Raw genomic sequence first — 21,213 nt, forward strand, 5'->3', positions numbered from 1 at the left:
AAAGGATCTTTCATGAGTCTCTTTCAGGCCGCCATTCTCGGCATCGTTCAAGGTTTTACCGAATTCTTGCCGATCTCCAGTTCCGGTCATCTCGTCCTCTTTCAGAAGTTTTTTGGTTTTACCAACCCGAAAGAGGTTTTGGCCTTTGATGTGGCGCTTCATCTGGGGACACTCCTTTCTGTTGTGGCGATCTATTGGAAGGATCTGGGGCGGATGGTTTTGGGAGTTTTTGGCAAAGACCGTACCGGGAGAAGGCTTGTTTTACTCCTGGTGGTGGCTACCTTGCCGGCCGTTGCGGTAGGACTTCTTTTCAAAGGGACGATTGAACGGCTCTTCGCCGCTTCCTCCACCCTTCCCTTTGAATTTCTTTTTACCGGTTTTGTCCTTTGGGGAACCCGTTATCTAGCCCGTTACGAAAAGGGCACTCCACCCAAAGGGGAAGGGGAGGTCTCCTCCAGGGATGCCTTTTGGGTCGGTTGGGCCCAGGCCTTGGCGATCATTCCGGCCGTTTCCCGTTCCGGGATGACGGTTGCCGCCGCCCTTTTCCTCCGTTTCGATCAACGGTTTGCCGCCCGGTTTTCCTTTCTCATGGCGATCCCGGCGATTTTGGGAGCCGGTCTTCTCGAGGCCCGGGAGATGGCCCATTTTGATTCATCTCTTATTCTCCCTGTGGTTGTCGGGAGTTTGGTTTCGGCGGTGAGCGGTTTTCTGGCGATCCGATGGTTGATCGGGGTGATCAGCCGCGGCCGACTCCATTTTTTTGCCTATTACTGTTGGGCCGTTGGTATTTTTTCCTTCTTTTTCCTTTAGGTCGCGTTGCTTCCGGAGACCTCTTCCAGGAGTTCCCCCAACCGGTTAACCAGGTGAAGGGCGTTCCGACTGACCCATTCCGGATCAGCCAGACGATCCAGATCGTGAAGAAGCGGTTTCATTCCTTCACCCAAGGGTGATTCACCCAGCTGTTCTTGAAGGCAGTCTTTGAACGGGAAGCGGAGGCTGTCCCGACAAATCTGGAGGGCGAGCACGTTGTGCGTCCCTTCCCATGTTTCAATGACAAGACTGTCACGGTAGAGACGGGGGAGGATGGAAAAGGTTTCAATCGTTCCGTTCCCTCCCAAAAGGAGGATCGCCTCATGGACGCATTCCGTGGCCCCAATGGCGGTTCGGTATTTGCAGAGGTTGATCAGAAAACGGAGCCAGTAGGCGCGGTCGCTCCCTTCTTCAAGAGGCTCACGGTCCAGTTCAGCGATCAGGTGAAAATAGAGTGACCTCTTCTTTTGCAGGGTTGTTGCCATCTTCTTTAAACTTTCCTGGACCATCGGGTAGTCGCCGATCCTCCGGCCAAAGGCGGTCCGTTGTGACGTGTAGTTCTTGGCCTCAAGGAGCGCCCTCGCCATCAAGCCGCAGGCGCTGGCGGCGTTCATGATCCGGGAGGTGTTGATGACATGGTTCATCAGGTTTTTGAACCCGGATTCGACCGGACCGATAGCATAACCGATGGCTCCCTCCAGATCGATCTCTGCGGTTGGCAGTTCTTTGGTGCCGATCTTGTTTTTAAGACGTTTGATATGAAGGTTGTTGAGTTTCCCGTCGAGGGTTCGCGGCACAAAAAAGATGGCAACCCCTTCCGTTCCCTTGGGGGCCGCTTGAGGCCGTGCCGCAACTAGGAAATATTCATCGATGGCGGAACAGAACCATTTTTCACCATGAAGAGACCACTGACCGTTCTCAAGTGGTTTGGCTTCTGTTGTCAGGGCACCAACATCTGAACCCATATCCTGTTCGGTGATGAACTGGGCCCCGGCGAGCGGTGTTTCTTTAGAGCGGAGTTTGGGAAGGTAATTCTTTTTTAAAAAGTCGGAACCAACCGCTTCGATAACGCGGATCAGTCCCTCGGTGCAGGCGAGCGGGCAGACGACCGAAGACTCTCCGAGATGGGAGAGGAGGTAAACCTTTCCCATCATCTCCAGCTGGGAACTGTTTTCGAAGATGCCGGCCTCGACCACCTCACGGCGGAGTTGCCGAACCGGGGGCGGGAGCCAGATCCGGTCGATCGGATTTCCCGGCGCATCGAACGATTCTATCCTCGGTCCGGAGTAATTGTTGGCCGCCTCTTCCGCAAGAATATCCCAGTTTTGAGAAACCTTTTTGGAGAAGGTTTTAAGTTTTTCATGAAGGGAAGACCCCTGATTGGGAGAGACTGTTTTTAACAGTGATTGGAACGAGGGGTCCGCTCCATAGAAATCAGTACCGTGCAGAGGCTTGAAGTTTAGAAGTTGTTTGTCAGTCATCATCGGTTGCTGGAGTGTCAATTTTTTGTCTCATATTGGTAGGTTTTTATCAATTTGATAATCAACGACGAAGCCCCTAAATTATAAACCAATGAAATAATTAAATAATTCAGTTTTAGAATTCGCCGACGGTTGGCCTACGGATTGCATCATTACCACTCAAAGGGAGGTTTTATGGGCAAACTTTCTGTCTTGGTTTTTCTAGTCGGTATTCCGTTTGTTATCGGTTGCAGTGACGGCGATGGCGTCAAGGATTCAAAAGAGACAGGAAAGTTCACCTGTGAGAGTGCCTGCAAAAAAATTGCCGGTTGTTTCAATCCCGATACGGAGATCCCTCAGGAATTTCTGGATAATTGTATCAAGAACTGTGACGAGGGATCTATGGGTCCGAACGCAGCGAAGCTTGGTGACGAGACGAAACAGGAACTGCTCTCCTGTTACAAGGGGATGGATTGCGCCGAGATCAAGGGGGAGAAGCCGGCCGATTGTCTTGTGGAGCTTGGCAAGAAGATCGCCGGGGTAAATACACCCCCTCCGTCGGAACAGACACCTCCTGCTGAGGAGCAAAAAACGATCGTTAATGAAACAGAGACAGAGACAAAAGAGGAAGGGGATACAAACGCACCCCCTGCGACACCACCAACCCCACGCTTTTCCTTGCCGGCCGGTGTCGGGACACTGGCTCCAGGGGCGGTCCCCGTGCCTCCTTCAGGAGCCCAGGTATTACCTGCCGGTGTACCGATCCCTCCAGCAGGGACTATCCCCCAACCCGGAGGGGTACAGCGTCTTCCCGTGAGATTGCCGGGGGTGCCATAGAGCTTAATGTTGGGAGGTCCTATGACTCGAAAAATATTTTGCCTGGCCTCCGTTTTGATTTCCCTCTCCGCCTGTAGCGGCAGTGGAGACAAGACCAAAGATATCAAGGAACAGGCCCTGTTTGGTTGTCCTGAGTTGTGCACCAAGGTGAATGACTGTCTGACCGAAAAGATGCCGGAGACGGACTGCCTCTCCGATTGCGACAACGGCATTTTTGGTCAAGGCCTTCCGAAGGCGGATGAAACGATTAAACAGGAGATGCTGGCCTGTATCAAGTCTCTCGATTGCCCCCAGATCCGGGGGGAGAGTGAGGCGGCTTGTCTTGGCGATATTACCAAAAAGCTGCAAGGAGGAGTGACTGCTTCCGGACCGGTACCACCCGAAACGCCTGTGACCCCGCCGCCGGTGGATCAAGGACCGGTCGTGGCTACGACACCGGCTGATCAACCGCCGGCACCGGAGGTCGATCAGATCGCCCCGACCCTTTTGGCAACAATTCCTGCGAATGAGGCCCTGAATGTCTCCCCCGTTGAACAGGTCTGGATCTCCTTTAGTGAGCCTCTGGATGAAGAGAGCCTCCGGCCGGAGAACATCCGGTGGAACCGTTTGGGGGATGCTATTCAGGCTGTTCAATGGCAACCGGGTTACGATCCTGCAAGCCACTCGCTGGCTTTAGTTCCGTCGGCCCCTTTGCGGATCGCCAGTCTCTATCAGGTGGTGATCTCCGGCGTGACCGATCTTGCCGGCAACCCGATGGCAGAGACCAGTTTTACCTTCCGGACCCGCGGGATGGTGGCGGCCGGCCACTACCATACGGTGGCCCTCAAATCGGACGGGACCGTTTGGGCCTGGGGGAACAATAGTAGTTGTACCCTGGGCGTTTTTTCGAATTGCACTCCCCTTTATTCTTCTATCCCCCGTCAGGTCATTACCCTTTATCAACCTTTGAGTCATTTGTCAGGTGTGACCGGTCTCTCTGCCGGAGTGATGCATACGGTAGCCCTCAAGGAAGACGGCACCGTTTTGGCCTGGGGGGCCAATGGGAATGGTCAAATTGGTCTCGGGACAACATCACAATCGGTAACCGTAGCAACCGCTATTCCCAGTCTCAATGGTGTTAAAAAGGTGGTGGCCGGGGGATGGCATACAGTGGCCCTCAAGGAAGACGGAACTGTTTGGACCTGGGGTCAAAATCAAACCGGACAACTGGGTCGAACCGCGACTGCCGCAGAACCAGGTTCCCGACCGGCCCTTGTTGCCGGGCTGAACAACGTTGTGGATATTGCGGCAGGCACCAGTTTTACCCTGGCGCTGAGGGGTGACGGGACAGTCTGGAGTTGGGGTTTCAATAACAGGGGGCAGTTGGGACGACAAACAGGAGGAGTGGATCGTTCCCAGGCTCCCGGGCCCGTTTTAACGATAAATCCGGATGGAAGCCTCGCCCACTTGCCCAGGATGAGCGCCATTGCGGCCGGTTCGAATCATGCCTTGGCCCTCGTCGAGGGAGGGGGTGGTGTTTATGCCTGGGGGGCCGATGATGTCGGCCAATTGGGGGATGGGATCATCAAAGACCCTGATTTCCGGGTCTCTCCTGTCCTGGTTGTTGAATTGAGCGGCGTTGTTTCTATCGAAGCGGGAGGCAGTCATCTTGGGACCACTGGAGGGCATTCCATGGCGCTCAAGGGAGACGGAACTATTCAGAGTTGGGGTTTCAACACCTCCGGTCAATTGGGACATGGGGAGGCCCAGTCCAAAACACAAAACCTGCCGGTCCAGAAAGAACCGGCCGATAGCGGCAATCTCACCGGTCTGGTTGTCATCGATGCTGGTGGGGCGCATTCCGTAGCCCTTAAAGAGGATGGGACCGTTTGGGTCTGGGGGGGCAACACGAAAGGGACGGCGATTTCGGGGCAACTCGGTCTGGGGGATGTGCCGCTCGAAGGTAACCGGCTCCTGCGAGCCAGACAGGTCCCGGAGTTTTAGGAGGTCTCATTATGAAAAGGACAAAGATTCTTCTCCTGTTTTTGCCGTTCCTGTTTGTCATCGGCTTCGTTGCTTGTTCCGGCGGGGGAAAGGAGGAGGAGAAAAAGGGGTCCGAAGAGACCGGTCCAGCGAAGGAGGAAAAGGATCCTGCGACGGGTGAAGATTCATTCAAGTACCTCGGTCTTCTTTCGTTCACGGAGACCGATCAAGTCCCTGAAAACCGGTCGGACATCCTGGTAGGGGTCTTCTTTTCTGATGCTACGGCGGCAAAGGAAAACCGTGCCGCCTTTCTTGCCTCCAAAGGGATGGTGGATGTCACCATCCAAAGCTATGAGGATCATTTCAAGTTTCTCGAGGAGAACGGGGCCAAGGTAGAGATGGTCCCCGGCATGCCCAGTGAATGCCGGAAAGTGGACATGACCGAGTTGATCAAAAAAACCTCTTCGCCCCCTTCCACAAAGACATCACTGCCCGAACAGCTTGATGCTGGTCTCCTGATGGTGAATGGTTTCAAAACGGGTATCCTGGATTTTCAATTTGGCGTCCCCCCTGGCTATCAATCTCTTCCCCCTCCCCTCAATTCGCAGAAACTCTATTATACGGAAAAGCTTCATATGGAAAAGACTGTCCCTGCCGGAGTGAGTGGGATTACGAAAAATCATTACTATAATATGAAGGAAGGGATGGATCTTTTTGCCGGGGGTGAAGAGATCCATATTCAGGGGACCGGTCTCCCGGAAGGGATCCCTGCTTTTGAGGCCACAATGACGGCCCCCCCTGAACTGCGTATCCTCTCTCCAAAACCGGCCCCCGGTGGCTATTCTTCGGGTCCCAGAAGCAACCCGGTTACTCTTCAATGGTCAAACCCGATGCCGGGAAAGAAGGTTTTCCTTAAAGTAGTCCTCAGTAGCGCCCTTTCCATTGACTGCTTTGAAATGGCCGATTCCGGTCTCCTGATCATCCCGGCCAGTGTTATTCAGTTGGTACTAACCGATGATCCCACACTGCCTTTTCCCGGTGATCCGGCGCGGGGGAGCATCATGAGGATCGACCTGTCCAGATTTGAGATGAAGATTGTAGAGACCCCTCCGCTTCGACTCATCGTTTCTGTTACTGGGGGTGGTCGCGCAGAATATTATGTAAAATAGGAGGAAGTTATGAGAAAAACCCAATTTCTTTTATCTCTTTTCTTTTTACTCATGACCTCCTGTTCGATGAAGGTGACCGGTCAGGTCTATCTGGATGAAAACGAGGACCAATATAAGGGAGAGAAGGAGGCGGGGCTTACCGGTTTGGCCTTTACGGTCTCAATGAATGGAGAACCCCAGGGGGAAGGGGTGACGGGGGCTGATGGCAAATACGAATTCAAGGATTTTAAAAACAGCACGGAAGGGAAAATCTGCGTCAAGATCTCCCAGGCCTCCCTCACGGCGAAGTCTTCTTCGGAATCCCAGCCCTCCCAGGGGACCGGTTCGGTGAAGAAGGAAGAACAGGCGATGGTCTTGCAGGCAGTGACGGAGGAACCAGCGTCGCAACCGACATCGGACGATAACCAGGGGGGCGCCGAATCACAGCCGAATACCGCCGGTGCCGGTCCCGAATCCAGCAAGACGGGGGCGACCCAGCAACCGGGTTCTCTGGAGTCGTGTATTGACAAGGCCTTTGGAGAGATCGAAATCAGTATAGCGATCCCGCCGCTCTACTCGGATTCGCTGGCCCTCATTGCCAAGGAAGAGACAAGGAGTTTAAAGGTGGGGGAGGTTGTCCCGATCCCGGTCCGCCTCCTGAGCCGGTGTGAGGCGCAACCGCTGGTTCTTCCCCAGGGGGTGGAAGTGGTGAGCGAAATCATGAAACCGAACCCGACAACGCGGCAACTGGTTATTGCGAAACCAAAAGATCAAAAACCGACATCCACAGGAGTCCCCGGCGGGGAGGTTACGACAACGGCGCTCCCTATTCGTTTGACCAAAGAAGCCCCGGCAGAAGTCTCGCTAACACCGACGATGATCTGCAAGAATGACAAGCTGATCTCCTTGCCGACCATTACGCTTAAAAAAATTGCCGAACCGGACTTCCTGGTTGAACAATCGATGTCCGGACAGATCGCGTTAAACCAGCAGATCACGGTCCTTGTTACTGCGAAGAACAACGGGGCGGCCGATTTAAGTAGCGGCACCTTGACGGTAGACCTGCCCAAATTTGTGACGGGAGTGACGGTGGAGACCGGTTGCAATAATCTGGGGCAAAAAGTTCAGTGTGGCAATCTCACCATCCCCAAGGGGCAGGCGTTGGTCAAGACGGTCTCGTTTGTCCTCCCCGAAAGGTTGACCCAAGACACCGATTTTGAGGTAAACTCTTCCTTGACAGCCGCCACCCTCCCCCAGGAGGTGAAGGCGGAGAAGATCACCTTTAGTCTTGTGGGTCCCCCCCAAGAAGAAGAGGGGGAGGCCGAAAACTAGCGGGTTGGTTAATTGGTGCCTGGCACCCCGAGGGTCATTTGTGCCAGGCACGCGTGTAACGTATTGTTTTCGAGACAGGCATGAGTACAAACTATTGTTGATTTCCCCCCAATTTTTCGGTGCAGATGCGCAATCCTTCTAAGAGGGCTGGTTGATTCGGAGCGTATTGTAGAGCGCGCCGGTAGTATTTAGCTGCTTTTTTATAATTCCTGGCATCTTCCGCCTGTAACCCTAGTGTTCCGAGAACACCAGCAAGGCCAGCTTGGACATCCGTGTTGTTAGGGTGATACGCTAAAAACGCTTCTAGATCGGGAATGGCTTCTTCGAACCTTTCCATCTTTACGTACAGTTGTGCGCGGCTCAGAAAAAACTCGGGCTGTGGATTGATTGAGATAGCCAAGGCAAACAATTGCAAGGCCTCCGAAAATTTGTCTCTGGTTTTTGCGTAACAAAGAGCCAGCCCAAAGGGCAGGACTGCACTCCGGGTCTCTTGTGGTTTGAACTTGTGGATGACACTTTCCCACAATTCTATTTGGTCTGGAGAGCAGGATTCCATCAATCGATCGGGTGGAATCGGCACTTTTTCACAAGGATCTTTTTCAAGGCCCACCAGCTCCACTTTTTCCGTTTCATCTCCCAGCCAAAGGTAGGCCTTAACCTTCGATTGTTCAAATTGTCCCAGTGTCACGGTGATCATATAGCCGTGTCTTTCCCTGTCGATCCTCTTGTACTGAACATCGGTTGACGGATTAGCAGTATCGGCAGCGGCAAGGAGCGTTTCACGAACCTTATCCTGCAGGACCCGTTTGACCGTGGCATCGTCCCACGACGCGAGTCCCAAGATCTCCAGCATCGCTTTTCCCCAGCTGGCCCGCTGTCTGAAAAGAAATTCGACCGACAACCCCCTGGCTTCAATAGAGAGGGCCGATTTTTTGAGAAGCCCTCTCTCCTCGAGATAGCGGAGGACAAATTCTCCATTCCCACTTTCCACGGAACGTACCGCTTTCCAAAATGCCTTCTCATCAAAGCGGAGGGATACTCGACCCATTTTCAGTTCGAAATAGCTTCCCAGTGTCGTGGTCCCTTTTGCCAAAATGGTTTTATCGCTAACTCGGAGCACAAGTCTTTCAGACGGGGACAGCGCTTTGGCGGCCGGGATAAAGGTAATAGCGATGTCGCCCGCCGCGATGGCTTTTTGGACGCAGTTAGCTTCAGCGTTTAGCAGGATGGCGGCATCCTGAAGGAGGCTTTCACCAAAAAACTTGTAGAGAATGAACAGTTCGACACCGGGCTTGATGACTTGGTCTATTTTGTCCACTTCTCCTTTCAGAAACACAACATTGTAAGCTGTCTCTAGTAACTTCCGTCTGGCGTTTTCAGTGTCGCCGGCGTTGGTGTATTTTTGGTATTCATCGAGTGAGGTGAGAACTTTTTTCAAGGCTCCTTCCAGATCCAGGGAGACGGTTCCCGCCAACGCCTGGGCAAAGGTCAGAGCCTCTTTACCGGTTTGACCGGCCTGGTCCCACATCTCTTGCAGTGCTTGAATTGTGGTTCGCAGAGGATTAAAGACGCCGCCTGTCGCCATATAGGCTACAGGATCGTGCTGGAATCTTTCGAACTCTGCGGCAAACCAACTGTTAAAAAGATTGGAAGCGGCACTGAGAACTGTCAATCCGCACTTTACTTGTTCGAGGGGATTTGGGAATCCCGGAAGTTTGGAAAAAACCTGATAGGGGATGGCAAAGGGATCCAGGGCACTGCTTTGTCCCTCGGGAATTAGGTGGCAGGATGGATTCGCAACGGAAGAATTCGTAGCTGGCTCGGAAAAAGCCTGTTGGGCATCGGCAAGGAAAAGGGTTGGTCTTGGCATGGGGGATCTGTCAAGGGTTGCTTCACCGAAAGCGGATCGAGCCCTATAAACGTCACGACATTCCGGTCCAGAGGCCTCTTCACAGGTTCCATTGGAATGATTATAAACCCCCAAATGCCCATTAGAGAAAACAGGGATGGATCCCCAATTTACGGGCGGTGCCATAAAATACTCTCCCAGGTACCCACTCATCGGTTACCGGCAGGAGAGGTTGCTACCTAAAACTAGCGGGTCGGTTTGTAATACTTCCTCCCGCGGAGTTTTTCCGGGAGGTATTCCTCTATAAATGATCAATGAAGGGAAAATTGATAATAAGAAACGGGTATTTTAGGCCGCTTGTTGGTCCCGCGCTCGCTCTTCTTTAAACCATTTCCAAAGGGCATCGGGGCAAAGTTCAAAACCGTTGGGCCATGCCAGCGCCCCTGCCTCGACAAAACAATGATTGAATATCCCTCCCTTTAAAATTTCAGCCGCAAGTCCTTTTGGTTTCTCAAAAATAGGCCCGAGGTCAATGGAACCAACAGATCCATTGCTAAACTTTACTTTAACTTGAAAAGAAATCGGATCAGTCTTGACGACCCTTTCAAGCCGATGTCCCCACATCTTCATTTTCTTTCTCCCAGTCAAGAAGTAGGTTTTCAAAAAACTATTCCCCTTTTTTCAGACTTTCAAGGTACCGCCGGATCTCTTTTTCATGCCCGTTCTCGGTTGGTTTGTAATACTTCCTCCCGCGGAGTTTTTCCGGGAGGTATTCCTCCTTTATAGAGTGCTCGCCGTACCCTTCCGCCTTCATCAGGGCGGTAGGGGCGTTACGGAGATGTTTGGGGACCGGTTGATGACCGGTTTCTGCAATATCGGCCTTCGCCTTTTTGTACGCCAGGTAGCTGGCATTCGATTTCGGGGCACTGGCAAGATAGGTCGCACACTGGGCAAGCGGGATCCAGCCCTCGGGCATCCCGACAAAATCGAACGCCTGCATCGTGCTGACCGCCACCTGGATCGCCTGCGGGTCGGCGTTGCCGATATCCTCCGAGGCGAAGATCACCATCCTTCGGCAAAGGAACAACGGCTCTTCTCCCGCCTCTAACATTCGGGCGAGGTAGTAGATGGCGGCGTCCGGGTCGGAGCCGCGCATCGATTTGATAAAGGCGGAAATCAGGTTGTAATGCTCTTCCCCCGCCTTGTCGTAGAGGAGCGACTTTTTTTGGACCGCCTGTTCGACTATGGAAAGAGTGATCAAAGGGGGTGGGGGCGAGGTGATCAGGCCAATCGCTATCTCTAGTGTATTCAGCGCCCGCCGGGCATCGCCGTCGGAACTGCTGATGATAAAGTCCAACGCCTTCGGTTCCATCGTGGCTTCCGCGGGGAGTGCCCTTTTGATGATCTTTTTGAGTTCTTCCTCCGTGAGCGGTCGCAGTGTGTAGACTTTGGTTCGCGAGAGGAGCGGCCCGATCACTTCAAAAGAGGGATTTTCCGTCGTGGCGCCGATCAGGATGATTGTGCCGTTTTCGATGTGCGGAAGCAGGGCATCTTGCTGGGCCTTGTTCCAACGGTGGATTTCATCAATAAAGAGGAGGGTCTTGCGCCCGTGGAGTTTGAGGTCCGTCTGGGCCCTTTCGACAATCTCCTTCAACTCCTTGACCCCCGAAAGGACGGCCGACAGACCGTGGAACGAGGCCTTTGTCTGTTTGGCGATGAGGCGGGCAAGGGTTGTTTTCCCGCTTCCGGGGGGACCCCAGAAAATGAGTGAAGGGATTTGGTCCTTCAGGATCTGCTGGCAGAGAGGCCGACCCGGTCCCACCAGGTGTTCTTGACCGATAAAGTCTTCCAATTTCTCAGGCCTCATCTTTTCCGCAAGAGGAGGGGAAACCTTTCGTTCTGTCTCAAAAAGAGGGGTTTTTTCCATTAGACTTTCCTTTACACGCCATGATAGGTCGACGCAAGAGAACTCTCTTTCATGCTACAAGCACTCCGAATCCGTAATTTTGCCATCATTAATGACCTGACCCTGGAGTTTGGGCCCGGTTTCAACGTCCTCTCCGGCGAGACGGGGGCCGGCAAGTCGGTGATCATCCAGGCCCTGGCGCTCCTTCTGGGCTCCCGCGGTTTTTCCGATCTGATCCGCAAGGGGGAAAAAGAGGCGGTTGTCGAAGGAGGGTTTTTAAAGGACAAGAAACAGGTCATCCTTTCGCGTCTTCTGAATGAGGAAGGAAGGCATAAAATTTTGATCAACGCTCATCCGGCAACGCTCGCTTCCCTGCAGACCCAGAGTCAGCCGCTCATTGATTTGGCCACCCAGCATGAAAATCAATCCCTTCTCCAGCCGGCAAGACACAGGGAAATTCTTGATCTCTTCGGAGGCCTGGAGACAGAGAAAAAAAATTATCAGGAGAGGTTCAGACGGTGCCAGGAATGGGGTGATCAAAAAAAGAAATTCCTTCAAAAGGTGGAGGAGACCCGGAAGGAAGAGGATTTTCTCCAGTTTCAGCTTCAGGAGATTTGCGCGGCCAGGCTTGAAGAGGGGGAGGAGGAAAAACTCCTGCAGGAGCGGGAGGTGGCCAAGCATGCTGTTCGTTTGGGGGAGTCGGTGACCCGGATTGAATCGATCCTCTATTCCGGCGAGGATAATCTGACTGATCGCCTCTCCGGCCTCTCTCGGGAGATGGCTCACCTTGTCAAAATTGATCCGAAACTGGGGGCCTTCTCCAAAAATTTTGAAACAGCCTTGGCCTTTCTTCAGGAGACCGGTTCCGGCCTGAAAGGGTACGGCGAGGCGCTCCAGTTTGACCCTGACCACCTCCAGTTTGTTGAGGAGAGACTCGATCTTCTCAAGAGGTTGAAGAAAAAATATGGCAGTCTGGTGAAAGAGATCCTGAAAAAGGAAAAAGAACTCAAGGAAGATTTAAACCGGTTGGAGGATTTTGACCAGATTTTAAAAGATATCGAAGGGCGTTTGACAGAGTCAGAGGGGGAATTGAAAACGGCCGCCCTGTCACTGAGGAAGAAGCGCAAAGAGGCCGCGGCCCAACTGGCCTCTCTTGTGGAGAAAGAGCTTCTTTCCTTGGGGATGGGCAAGATCCAGTTTGTAGCGGCGGTGGAACCGCTGACCGAAGGGGTTGTCCGGATCGGGGAGGATTTTTTCGATCCGGAAGGGGGGGAGGGGGTAGAGTTTCTGATGGCCCCCAACGCCGGAGAAGGGATCCGGCCGATGGCCCGGATCGCCTCAGGGGGGGAGTTGGCGCGGATCCTTCTCGCCCTGAAGACCATCTTGGGAGAGACAAGAGAGGTGGCGACCTACGTCTTTGACGAGGTGGATGTCGGGGTCGGCGGGGCGGCGGCCGAGGCGGTCGGCCGGTCTCTTCAACGTCTGTCCAAAAAGGCCCAGGTGATTGTGATTACGCATCTCCCCCAGATTGCCTGTTTGGCCGATCACCATTTTGCGATCCGAAAAGAGGTCAAAAAGGGGAGGACGTTGACCGCGGTGACGCCTCTTTTGAATAAGGCGCGGGAAGAAGAGATCGCCCGGATGCTGGCCGGTTTCCAAATCACCGATAATGTTCGTGCCCATGCGCGGGAGCTTTTAAAAGGAACGGAGCCATGACACCGGAAAAAGTTCTTGAGTGCGTGAAAGATCGGCTGGCGGGAAAAGGGAAGGGGTTTGAACTATACCTTCAGTCTTCACGGCAGACCGGAATCGAGGCCAAGGGGGGGGAGGTGACCTCCTTCCAGAAGGCGGAGCCGAAGGGGGCCGCCTTGCGCATTTTTTCCAACAGAAAGGTTGGCTTTGCCATGGCCAGTTCCTGGGACCGGTCCGCACTCGAAAAAATGGTCCGGTATGCCTGCGAGGGGTTGCCTTTTTTGAGTGAAGAACCTTGGGTGATTCACCCTTTATTGGCAACCCCCACTTGTTCCGAAGAACTGCCCGTTTTTGAAGGCTGTGACTCTTCGCTAGCCACGTTGCCGGAAAAAAAGAGAATGGCGTTGGCCGTGGAATTGGAGAAGAGGGTCCTGGCGAAAGACCCGCGAATTAGACGAATTCGAAAGGCGGAATACCAGGAAGAAGTGGCCGAGATCACCCTCTTTTCTTCGGCGAAGAAAAGAGGCCTTCATTACCAGAAAAGTTTGTGTGAGATCTCCCTGCAGGTGGTTGCGGAGGCGCAGGAAGACCAGCAGGCGGCCTGGAGTACCGATTTTTCGACCCATTTTGATAAGCTCGATCCCGATCGGCTCGCTTCTGATACGGCCGAAAGGGCGTTGTCCCTCCTGGGGGCCAGGCCGGTCGCCACGCAAAAGACCCAGGCCCTGCTCGACCCGCTGGTGGTGACATCGCTTCTCTCCATGCTCGTTCAGTCCTTTCTTGCCGAAAATGTCCAGAAGAAGAAATCACCCTGGGTGGGAAAGAAGGGACAAGAGATTTATTCCAAGGTGGTGACTTTGATCGATGACGGAGGACTCCAAGGGGGGTACCGTTCTTCTCCGTTTGATGGTGAGGGGGTCGCGAGGAGACGGACAGTCGTTGTCGAAAAAGGGGTCCTGAATCATTTTCTTTATGATTCGGCAAGCGCCTGTCGCGATGGTTTGAATTCGACCGGCAATGCCTTTCGCGGAAGTTTCAAGGATCTTCCGGTCCTTTCGCACTCCAATTTTTTTGTCTCCCCGGGCCGACGCCCGTTAGAGGCAATGATCCGCTCTTTGTATAAAGGTTTTTGGGTCCGGGATATTATTGGGGCCCATACGATCGATCCCTTCTCCGGCGATTTTTCGGTGGGGGCCACCGGGTTCTGGATTGAGAAGGGGGAGAAGGCCTTTCCGGTCCGGGGGGTGGCGATTGCCGGAAATCTGCACGAGATTTTTAAAAAGAGTGTTGAAGTTGGCGCCGATCTGCGCTTTTATGAGTCGATCGGCTCACCGACCCTTTGGGTCGAAGAGTTGCAGGTGGCTGGAAATTAAGGTGAGGCTCATGCTATGAAGGTGAATGCCTACGGGTTGTCCGATGTCGGAAAGAAGCGGGAAAAGAATGAAGACAGCTTCCTGCTGAATGAGGAGATCGGTCTTTATCTTGTTGCCGACGGGATGGGAGGGCATCTCGGGGGAGAATATGCCAGCCGTCTGGCAGTGACCACCATTGAGGAGGTTCTCAAAAAATTGAGAGAGGATCCCGAATCGACCCTCACGACGGAGGACTCTGTCGATACGGCGGATATAGGGGAGCGTTTCAAATATGCCATTTCGGTTGCTTCGGCCCGGATCTTTGAGCAGGCGGCCCGCGACCCCAATCTGAGGGGGATGGGGACCACCACCGTCGGCCTGCTGATTCAGGACGGCAAGGCCTATATTGCCCACGTGGGAGACAGCCGGGCCTACCTCTGTCATCGGTCCGAAATCAGACAGCTCACGATGGATCATTCATTGGTCAACGAACAACTCCAGGCCGGTTTTATCTCGGTCAAGGATGCGCGGAACCACAAATTCAAAAACATCATCACCCGTTCCGTTGGTTTTCAGGAATCGGTGGATACCGATCTTCAAGTTCGTGATCTGGAACCGGAGGATCGGTACCTCCTCTGCACGGACGGTCTGACCAACCTTGTGGATGATGAGGAGATCAAGAAGATCCTTAGCCGGAGGGTGATTCACCTCGGCAAATCATCCAAGGGTGATCCACCCAAGGGTGATTCACCCAGGGGGATCTGTGAGAAGTTGATTGACGCGGCCAATAAAAAAGGGGGGGACGACAATATTACGGCTATTGTTATCACCGTTGAAGAGTAGGAATTCTTTTCCACGGTGAATCACCGGTGAATTCACCGCTTGACTTGCCCCCTCCGCTTTGTTATTTCTTGGCGTATCTAAACGACAATTGGGCTGTTTTTTTCAGGAGAGTTTCCAATGCCGGGCAACGAGTGCCATCTTATTTTCATCCCTTCCGACAACCGGAGAATCCGCCGGTTTCAGTTGACCGACAGGCAGTTTCGACTGTTCGCTTTTGGCATCCTCTTCGGGACCGCCTTTTCCTTCCTTTCTCTGACCGGGTTCCTGTATTACCGCTCTTCTTACCGTGAACTGATTGCCGAAAGGATTGCGAATCGGGATTTTCACGAGGGGAAATCCGAACTGATCTCCAAAATTCAGCAGTTGGAGAAGAATATCGACCGGACGGAGCGGTTTGCCGCAAAGCTGGAGACCATGGTCGGCCTCTCTTCACAAGGGATCAAGAAAGGGATCGGACCGGTTGAGCCGCTCCCCAGCAGTTCATCCAAGGTGGCGGCTGAGGGAAAATCTCTCGATTTCAAACTTTCACTCCTCCAGGGAAAGATGTCTGACCTGGAGACTCGCATCAATGAGGCGTATGAGCGGCAACAGGACCGGCTGATCTTTCTGGCCTCGACCCCTTCGGTCTGGCCGGTCAAGGGATGGGTCACCTCTGAATTCGGGATGAGACACTCGCCCCTTCATTCCGGGATGGATCGTCATGAAGGGCTGGACATCGCCGCCCAGTGGGGCACCCTGGTGGCCGCACCGGCCGATGGGATTGTCAGTTTCGCCGGCTATAAAGGAGGCCTGGGCAAGACGATTGTCATCCAGCACGGTTTTGGGATTTCCTCTGTCTACGGTCATACCTCGGCCCTTTATGTCAAGCCGGGGGAAAAGATCAAAAGAGGGATGAGAATTGCCGCCGTGGGGAGCACCGGGGCCTCCACCGGCCCGCACCTCCACTATGAGATCCATGTCGACGGCGTTCCGGTGGACCCGATGCAGTATATCCTTGAATAGTTCTTGCCTAAAAGCCTGATTTTTCTTTATAAGCCTTCGTTGTGATTATCCCTTTCCTCAAGAAGATCTTTGGGACCAAGAATGAACGGTACCTCAAAACAATCAACCCACTGGTAGGGCTGACCGCCGGCTTTGAACCGGCCCTTCAAAAACTCTCCGACACCGACCTGAAAAAGAAAACGGTCGAGTTCCGCGAAAGACTCGCCCAGGGAGAAACGTTAGATCAGATCCTTCCGGAGGCGTTTGCCGTCGTTCGGGAGACCAGCAGGCGGGTTCTCAACATGCGCCACTTTGATGTCCAGATCATCGGCGGCGTCATCCTCCATCAGGGAAAGATTGCGGAGATGAAGACCGGCGAGGGAAAAACCCTCGTGGCGACCCTTCCTGTCTACCTGAACGCCCTGACGGGAAAAGGGGTTCATGTGGTGACGGTGAACGACTACCTGGCCCGCCGCGATGCCGAATGGATGGGACAGATTTACAAGTTCCTGGGGCTCTCCGTCGGGGTGATCGTCCATGGCCTTAACGATACGGAGAGGAAGTGGGCCTACAACGCCGATGTGACCTACGGGACCAACAACGAGTTCGGTTTTGACTACCTTCGGGATAACATGAAGTACAGCCTGGAGGGGTATGTCCAAAGAGAAATGAATTACGCAATTGTCGATGAGGTCGATTCGATCCTGATCGATGAGGCGCGCACCCCGCTCATTATCTCCGGCCCCTCCGAGGAGGCGACGGACAAGTATTACCAGATCGACCGGGTCATTCCGGGTCTTGTGCGTGGCGAACCGGCCGATTCGAAAACCGGCAAACAGGCGACCGGTGATTACACGCTGGATGAAAAGTCAAAGAGTGCCATGCTGACGGAGCAAGGGGTCCTCAAGGTGGAAAAGATGTTGGGGATCGGCAATCTCTACGATCCTGAAAATATCGAGACCCTCCACCATGTGAATCAGTCATTGAAGGCCCATACCCTTTTCAAGCGGGATGTCGATTATGTCGTGAAGGATGATCAGGTCATCATTGTCGACGAATTCACGGGGCGCTTGATGCCTGGCCGGCGCTGGTCTGATGGTCTCCATCAGGCGGTGGAGGCGAAAGAAAAGGTCAAGATCGAAAGCGAAAACCAGACACTCGCGACGATTACCTTCCAGAACTATTTCCGGATGTACAAGAAACTCTCCGGCATGACTGGCACGGCGGATACCGAGTCGGCGGAATTCGCCAAAATCTATAATCTTGATGTGGTGGTGGCCCCGACCCACCGGCCGATGATCCGGACCGATCATCCGGATGTCATTTATAAATCGGAGAATGAAAAATTCCATGAGGTGGTTGAGGAGATCATTGACCTGAACAAAAAAGGGCGTCCGGTTCTGGTCGGTACCATTTCAATCGAAAAATCGGAACATATTGCTTCGCTCCTCAAACACCGCGGTGTAGCCCATCATGTCCTGAACGCCAAGCATCACGAGCGGGAGGCGGAGATTGTGGCCCAAGCGGGCCGTTACGGGGCGGTGACGATCTCGACCAATATGGCGGGGCGTGGCACCGATATCCTCCTGGGTGGGAATCCCGAATCCCTCGCCCGCGCCAAGGTCGGGCTGAAGGCGGGGGAGGAGAATCTTTCCGAAGAATACCACAAGGCGTTGGAGGAGGCCCGCAAGGCCTGCGAAGAGGAAAAGAAGAAGGTCATCGTGGCCGGCGGGCTCCACATTTTGGGGACGGAACGGCATGAGGCGCGCCGGATCGATAACCAGCTCCGCGGCCGTTCAGGACGCCAGGGGGATCCCGGTTCGAGTCGTTTCTATCTTTCTCTGGAAGATGACCTGATGCGGATCTTTGGTTCCGACCGGATCAAGGGGATGATGGAAAAACTGGGGATGGAGGAAAATGAACCGATCGAGCACCCCTGGATTACCAAAGCGATTGCCAACGCCCAGAAGCGGGTTGAGGCCCACAATTTTGAGATCAGAAAGAACCTCATTGAATATGACGATGTGATGAACCAGCAGAGGACGATCGTCTACCGTCTGCGCCGGGAGATCCTGGAGGGAACGAAGGTCAGGGACAAAATCCTTGATATGTTTGATCGACTCGCGGTGCAGATCTCTTCCGGATTTGTGCCGGCAAAGGCGAAGAGGGAAGAGATTGAGATGAGGGGGCTCGAAGACGCGGTCTTTAAACAGTTTGATTTTCGCCTGAATCTGGCCGAACTCCCGATCGCCGAATTTACGACCGATGCCGTTGGGGAGGCGCTCTTTCACAAGGCCTCGGCCGCCTACGAAGAAAAGGAAAAGAGAGTTACCCCGGAGATCATGCGACAGGCGGAAAAGGTAATCCTCCTTTCAACGCTCGATACCCTCTGGAAGGATCACCTTTTGAACATGGATCACCTGCGGGAGGGGATCGGTCTGCGCGGTTATGGACAGAAGGACCCCCTCCTTGAATACAAGAGAGAGGGGTATGAGATGTTTCAGGGGATGATCCAGGCGTTTACTACCGATGTTGTTGAAAAAATCTTCCGGGTCCAGATCACCGAGGAAAAGAAGCTGGAAATGCCCCAGCGTCGTCCGATGCCGATGATGATGGGGCGCGGCCCGATGCCGGGTGATGCCATGGCCCCTGTCATGGGGCAAGGAGCACCGCTCAAGAGTCAAGATTCTCCCCTCCCTGGAGGGGAGGGGGTGAGGGGGAGGGTGATCACGGAACCTTCTCCCAGGGAGGGTCCAAAGATCGGCCGGAACGACCCCTGCCCTTGCGGAAGCGGCAAAAAGTATAAAAAGTGCTGTGGCCGTTAATGTCCATTTTAACGCACAACTTCTCTCTAAGACTGTCGAGAATTATGGCAATAGTCAAAAAGAGGGTTGATCCATGAGATATTTAGCCAATAATAAAATCTGGGTGTTTTTGTTAGCCGTCGGTTTTTTTCTTATCCCCCCGGTGACGAAGGCCCATGAGCTGGTCTCCGTTTCTACATCAGGAGAGCAAGGGGACGATATCAGTGGGGGCTATTGGTTTGTTGGTGCTGACCGTGCTGGGGGTTATGCCATCAATGCGGATGGTCGTTATATAGCCTTTACTTCTTGGGCCTCCAACCTTGTTCTAGGGGATCCCGGTCGGGAGACGGATATCTTTCTTCGGGATACCCAACGCGGGACGACAATACGTCTGACGACGGTCCCAGGTGGCGAGTGGGATCGATACGATTTTTCCTCTCTCGATATCAGTGACGATGGTCGCACCGTTGTTTATATCACGGATCGGGCCCTTGATTTTGAAAGTGGTCCGTCCTTTTTTGTGTTCGCTCATGATACAGTCGTTATCCATGACCGTGATCCCGATGGAGACGGCCTCTTTGATGAGGCATTCCCAGAAACCCTGACCCACGAACTCTTCCAGGCCCGCATTGGTGGGGTGATGCAAGATGTCTGGGCAACGCGGGCCTATCTCAGTGGGAATGGACGATATGTCGTTACTAGTGGGTTCTGGCGAGGCGAAGACTCCTCCCCACGCTATGGTATCTTCCTTCACGACCGCGATACCGATGGCGATGGGCTCTTTGATGAAGTGGGTCAGGTCGATACGTTCCTTGTCGAGGGCATTCCCAACGGACAAACGCACTACTATTATACCCAACCTAATCTGACTGGAATCAGTCAAGACGGGACCTACATCCTCTATGATATCGGAACATATGATGGAGCAGATCCTTTTGAATACAGAGGTGACGTCTTTGTTTATAATCGGTTGCAACAAACAAACAGGCTCATCTCGAAAACAGTGTCTGGTCAGCCGACCCGGAAAAGCCAGAACGGTTCCATAAGCCCTGATGGTCGATTCGTTGCCTTTGAATCGAGTTCACCTGAATTGGTGGCGGAAGACATCTATAATAAAAATCAAATTTTTAAGGTCGACAGGGACCCGGACGAAAATGGTATTCTGGATGACACACCGGCTGGGACCGTTACCGCCACATTAGTTTCCTACGACGCATCAGGCTTGGCGAGCTTTGCTCACGTTTATAATCCGCGAATCAATGACAGGGGCAACATTGTTGTTTTTGACACAGCAGGTGATCTTGACTGGGAAGAAGACAACAACAATGGCACGGATATCTACATCAATTATAACGGAAATCATACCAGTAGCCTTGTGACTCGCGGTCTCAATGGGGGGGCGAATGGGGAATCCCGCCACCCTCAAATCGATGATCGTGCTTCGAGGATTGTTTTTTCCTCCAACGCCTCCAATCTGGTCATCAATGACGTCAATCAAAAGAGAGACGTCTTTATCACCACACCGGGTGAGGGGCACTCTGTCTGTAATCTGACCACTCAACAATGCCGGATGGTCTCCGGGGCCGGGGTGAATGAGTGTATTACCGATTCTGAATGTCTCCAGTCGTACCAAACCTGTACCTTAAATGGTCAATGTGTCACTGTTGCCGGTATCCCTTTGCCTGGGACGCCGACCTGTTCCAGTGATATTGATTGTGCGGAAATTATCGATCCCCCTTGCCGGGAGGAAGAGGGCTGTTTCCGTCGCGGCTGTGTGGATTCCGACGGCGGGATAGAGTATGGGACAGCCGGACATACCGATTATTTTGTTGATAACGAACTGACTCAAACAGCGACCGATGAGTGTTGTAGCCAGGGTTCTTTCTTGAAGGAATACTACTGTGACCAGGGGGCGATCAAGCATCGCTGGTTCTTTTGCAAGCTTTGTGACCATGGGGTCTGCTTGGAGACTACCGACATCAGTTCCGGAACCGCGAGTCCGGGGTATTCGGTACAGGCGATTGCCAATGGGGATAATCTCAATTCTTGTGGTGAAATTAGAGATTTTTTCTTTCCAGGGGAAGAGGGGGGGATCTCCAATGCCCCACCGGCGGGAAGAAAAAAACTGTGGCAAAAACTTCATTCTTTTCGATCAGCTCAATCCAAATGGGTGAAACGGCTCTGGAAGTGGGTCAAAAAGGAGCGGTTTTGGCGCTAAACACTCGGTTTTAGTTTCA

At 53.3% G+C, this 21,213-nt stretch carries 15 protein-coding genes; 11 read left to right on the forward strand and 4 right to left on the reverse strand.

Going from position 1 to position 21,213, the window contains the following annotated elements; translation table 11 throughout:
• The first annotated feature begins 12 nt into the window (after positions 1-12).
• Entirely contained in the window at positions 13-810 is a 798-nt protein-coding gene (locus HYS22_08155; GenBank protein ID MBI1910125.1) for an undecaprenyl-diphosphate phosphatase, read from the forward strand.
• Here HYS22_08155 and HYS22_08160 read toward each other — a convergent pair.
• The gene (locus HYS22_08160; GenBank protein MBI1910126.1) at positions 807-2,294 is read right to left on the reverse strand and encodes an acyl-CoA dehydrogenase family protein; all 1,488 of its coding nucleotides are present in this window, start codon (positions 2,292-2,294) and stop codon (positions 807-809) included. The two genes, HYS22_08155 and HYS22_08160, sit on opposite strands and share 4 nt — an antisense overlap.
• A 171-nt stretch (positions 2,295-2,465) precedes the next feature.
• Here HYS22_08160 and HYS22_08165 point away from each other — a divergent pair, with 171 nt between their 5' ends.
• Genes HYS22_08165 through HYS22_08180 form a run of 4 tightly spaced genes read left to right on the forward strand, consistent with a single transcriptional unit; the run spans position 2,466 to position 7,549 of the window.
• Positions 2,466-3,107, forward strand: coding sequence for a hypothetical protein (locus HYS22_08165; GenBank protein ID MBI1910127.1), 642 nt, complete (start codon positions 2,466-2,468; stop codon positions 3,105-3,107).
• 21 nt (positions 3,108-3,128) lie between these two features.
• Positions 3,129-5,090: an Ig-like domain-containing protein gene (locus HYS22_08170; protein MBI1910128.1), complete on the forward strand. Its 1,962-nt coding sequence runs from the start codon at positions 3,129-3,131 to the stop codon at positions 5,088-5,090.
• An 11-nt stretch (positions 5,091-5,101) separates the two neighbouring features.
• On the forward strand, positions 5,102-6,238 hold the full coding sequence (locus HYS22_08175) for a hypothetical protein (protein MBI1910129.1): 1,137 nt from the start codon (positions 5,102-5,104) through the stop codon (positions 6,236-6,238).
• Between the two features lie 9 nt (positions 6,239-6,247).
• Positions 6,248-7,549 carry a hypothetical protein gene (locus HYS22_08180; protein ID MBI1910130.1) on the forward strand — a complete coding sequence of 434 codons (1,302 nt, stop codon included), beginning with the start codon at positions 6,248-6,250 and terminating at the stop codon, positions 7,547-7,549.
• Between the two features lie 91 nt (positions 7,550-7,640).
• Here the strand turns inward: HYS22_08180 and HYS22_08185 are convergent, their stop codons facing one another.
• From HYS22_08185 to HYS22_08195, 3 genes are all read right to left on the reverse strand, one after another.
• Complete coding sequence (locus tag HYS22_08185; GenBank protein MBI1910131.1) at positions 7,641-9,221, reverse strand: hypothetical protein; 1,581 nt, start codon at positions 9,219-9,221, stop codon at positions 7,641-7,643.
• A gap of 525 nt (positions 9,222-9,746) precedes the next feature.
• Positions 9,747-10,028 (reverse strand): DUF2442 domain-containing protein, encoded by a 282-nt coding sequence (locus HYS22_08190; GenBank protein MBI1910132.1) that lies wholly within the window; start codon positions 10,026-10,028, stop codon positions 9,747-9,749.
• 37 nt (positions 10,029-10,065) lie between these two features.
• The gene (locus tag HYS22_08195) at positions 10,066-11,325 is read right to left on the reverse strand and encodes a replication-associated recombination protein A (GenBank protein MBI1910133.1); all 1,260 of its coding nucleotides are present in this window, start codon (positions 11,323-11,325) and stop codon (positions 10,066-10,068) included.
• A 51-nt stretch (positions 11,326-11,376) separates the two neighbouring features.
• Here HYS22_08195 and recN point away from each other — a divergent pair, with 51 nt between their 5' ends.
• The 6 genes from recN to HYS22_08225 all read left to right on the forward strand — a co-directional run bounded on the left by recN (position 11,377) and on the right by HYS22_08225 (position 21,194).
• Positions 11,377-13,020, forward strand: a complete 1,644-nt coding sequence (gene recN / locus HYS22_08200; GenBank protein ID MBI1910134.1) for a DNA repair protein RecN — start codon at positions 11,377-11,379, stop codon at positions 13,018-13,020.
• Positions 13,017-14,369, forward strand: a complete 1,353-nt coding sequence (locus HYS22_08205) for a TldD/PmbA family protein (GenBank protein MBI1910135.1) — start codon at positions 13,017-13,019, stop codon at positions 14,367-14,369. Before recN ends, HYS22_08205 begins: the two co-directional genes overlap by 4 nt.
• Before the next feature lie 15 nt (positions 14,370-14,384).
• Positions 14,385-15,191 carry a Stp1/IreP family PP2C-type Ser/Thr phosphatase gene (locus tag HYS22_08210; GenBank protein MBI1910136.1) on the forward strand — a complete coding sequence of 269 codons (807 nt, stop codon included), beginning with the start codon at positions 14,385-14,387 and terminating at the stop codon, positions 15,189-15,191.
• A 117-nt stretch (positions 15,192-15,308) separates the two neighbouring features.
• Entirely contained in the window at positions 15,309-16,193 is an 885-nt protein-coding gene (locus tag HYS22_08215; GenBank protein ID MBI1910137.1) for a M23 family metallopeptidase, read from the forward strand.
• A 41-nt stretch (positions 16,194-16,234) separates the two neighbouring features.
• The gene (gene secA, locus HYS22_08220; GenBank protein ID MBI1910138.1) at positions 16,235-18,997 is read left to right on the forward strand and encodes a preprotein translocase subunit SecA; all 2,763 of its coding nucleotides are present in this window, start codon (positions 16,235-16,237) and stop codon (positions 18,995-18,997) included.
• A gap of 73 nt (positions 18,998-19,070) precedes the next feature.
• On the forward strand, positions 19,071-21,194 hold the full coding sequence (locus tag HYS22_08225) for a hypothetical protein (protein ID MBI1910139.1): 2,124 nt from the start codon (positions 19,071-19,073) through the stop codon (positions 21,192-21,194).
• The last annotated feature ends 19 nt before the right edge of the window (positions 21,195-21,213 follow it).

The sequence above is a fragment of the Deltaproteobacteria bacterium genome (assembly GCA_016177765.1).
Taxonomy (GTDB): Bacteria; UBA10199; UBA10199; order JACPAL01; family JACOUP01; genus JACOUP01.

Coding starts and splice junctions, on each gene's coding strand:
- HYS22_08225 (MBI1910139.1), top strand. CDS start 19,071: ATGAGATATTTAGCCAATAATAAAATCTGGGTGTTTTTGTTAGCCGTC.
- HYS22_08175 (MBI1910129.1), top strand. CDS start 5,102: ATGAAAAGGACAAAGATTCTTCTCCTGTTTTTGCCGTTCCTGTTTGTC.
- recN (MBI1910134.1), top strand. CDS start 11,377: ATGCTACAAGCACTCCGAATCCGTAATTTTGCCATCATTAATGACCTG.
- HYS22_08210 (MBI1910136.1), top strand. CDS start 14,385: ATGAAGGTGAATGCCTACGGGTTGTCCGATGTCGGAAAGAAGCGGGAA.
- HYS22_08205 (MBI1910135.1), top strand. CDS start 13,017: ATGACACCGGAAAAAGTTCTTGAGTGCGTGAAAGATCGGCTGGCGGGA.
- HYS22_08190 (MBI1910132.1), bottom strand. CDS start 10,028: ATGAAGATGTGGGGACATCGGCTTGAAAGGGTCGTCAAGACTGATCCG.
- HYS22_08160 (MBI1910126.1), bottom strand. CDS start 2,294: ATGATGACTGACAAACAACTTCTAAACTTCAAGCCTCTGCACGGTACT.
- HYS22_08170 (MBI1910128.1), top strand. CDS start 3,129: ATGACTCGAAAAATATTTTGCCTGGCCTCCGTTTTGATTTCCCTCTCC.
- HYS22_08155 (MBI1910125.1), top strand. CDS start 13: ATGAGTCTCTTTCAGGCCGCCATTCTCGGCATCGTTCAAGGTTTTACC.
- HYS22_08180 (MBI1910130.1), top strand. CDS start 6,248: ATGAGAAAAACCCAATTTCTTTTATCTCTTTTCTTTTTACTCATGACC.
- HYS22_08165 (MBI1910127.1), top strand. CDS start 2,466: ATGGGCAAACTTTCTGTCTTGGTTTTTCTAGTCGGTATTCCGTTTGTT.
- HYS22_08195 (MBI1910133.1), bottom strand. CDS start 11,325: ATGGAAAAAACCCCTCTTTTTGAGACAGAACGAAAGGTTTCCCCTCCT.
- HYS22_08215 (MBI1910137.1), top strand. CDS start 15,309: ATGCCGGGCAACGAGTGCCATCTTATTTTCATCCCTTCCGACAACCGG.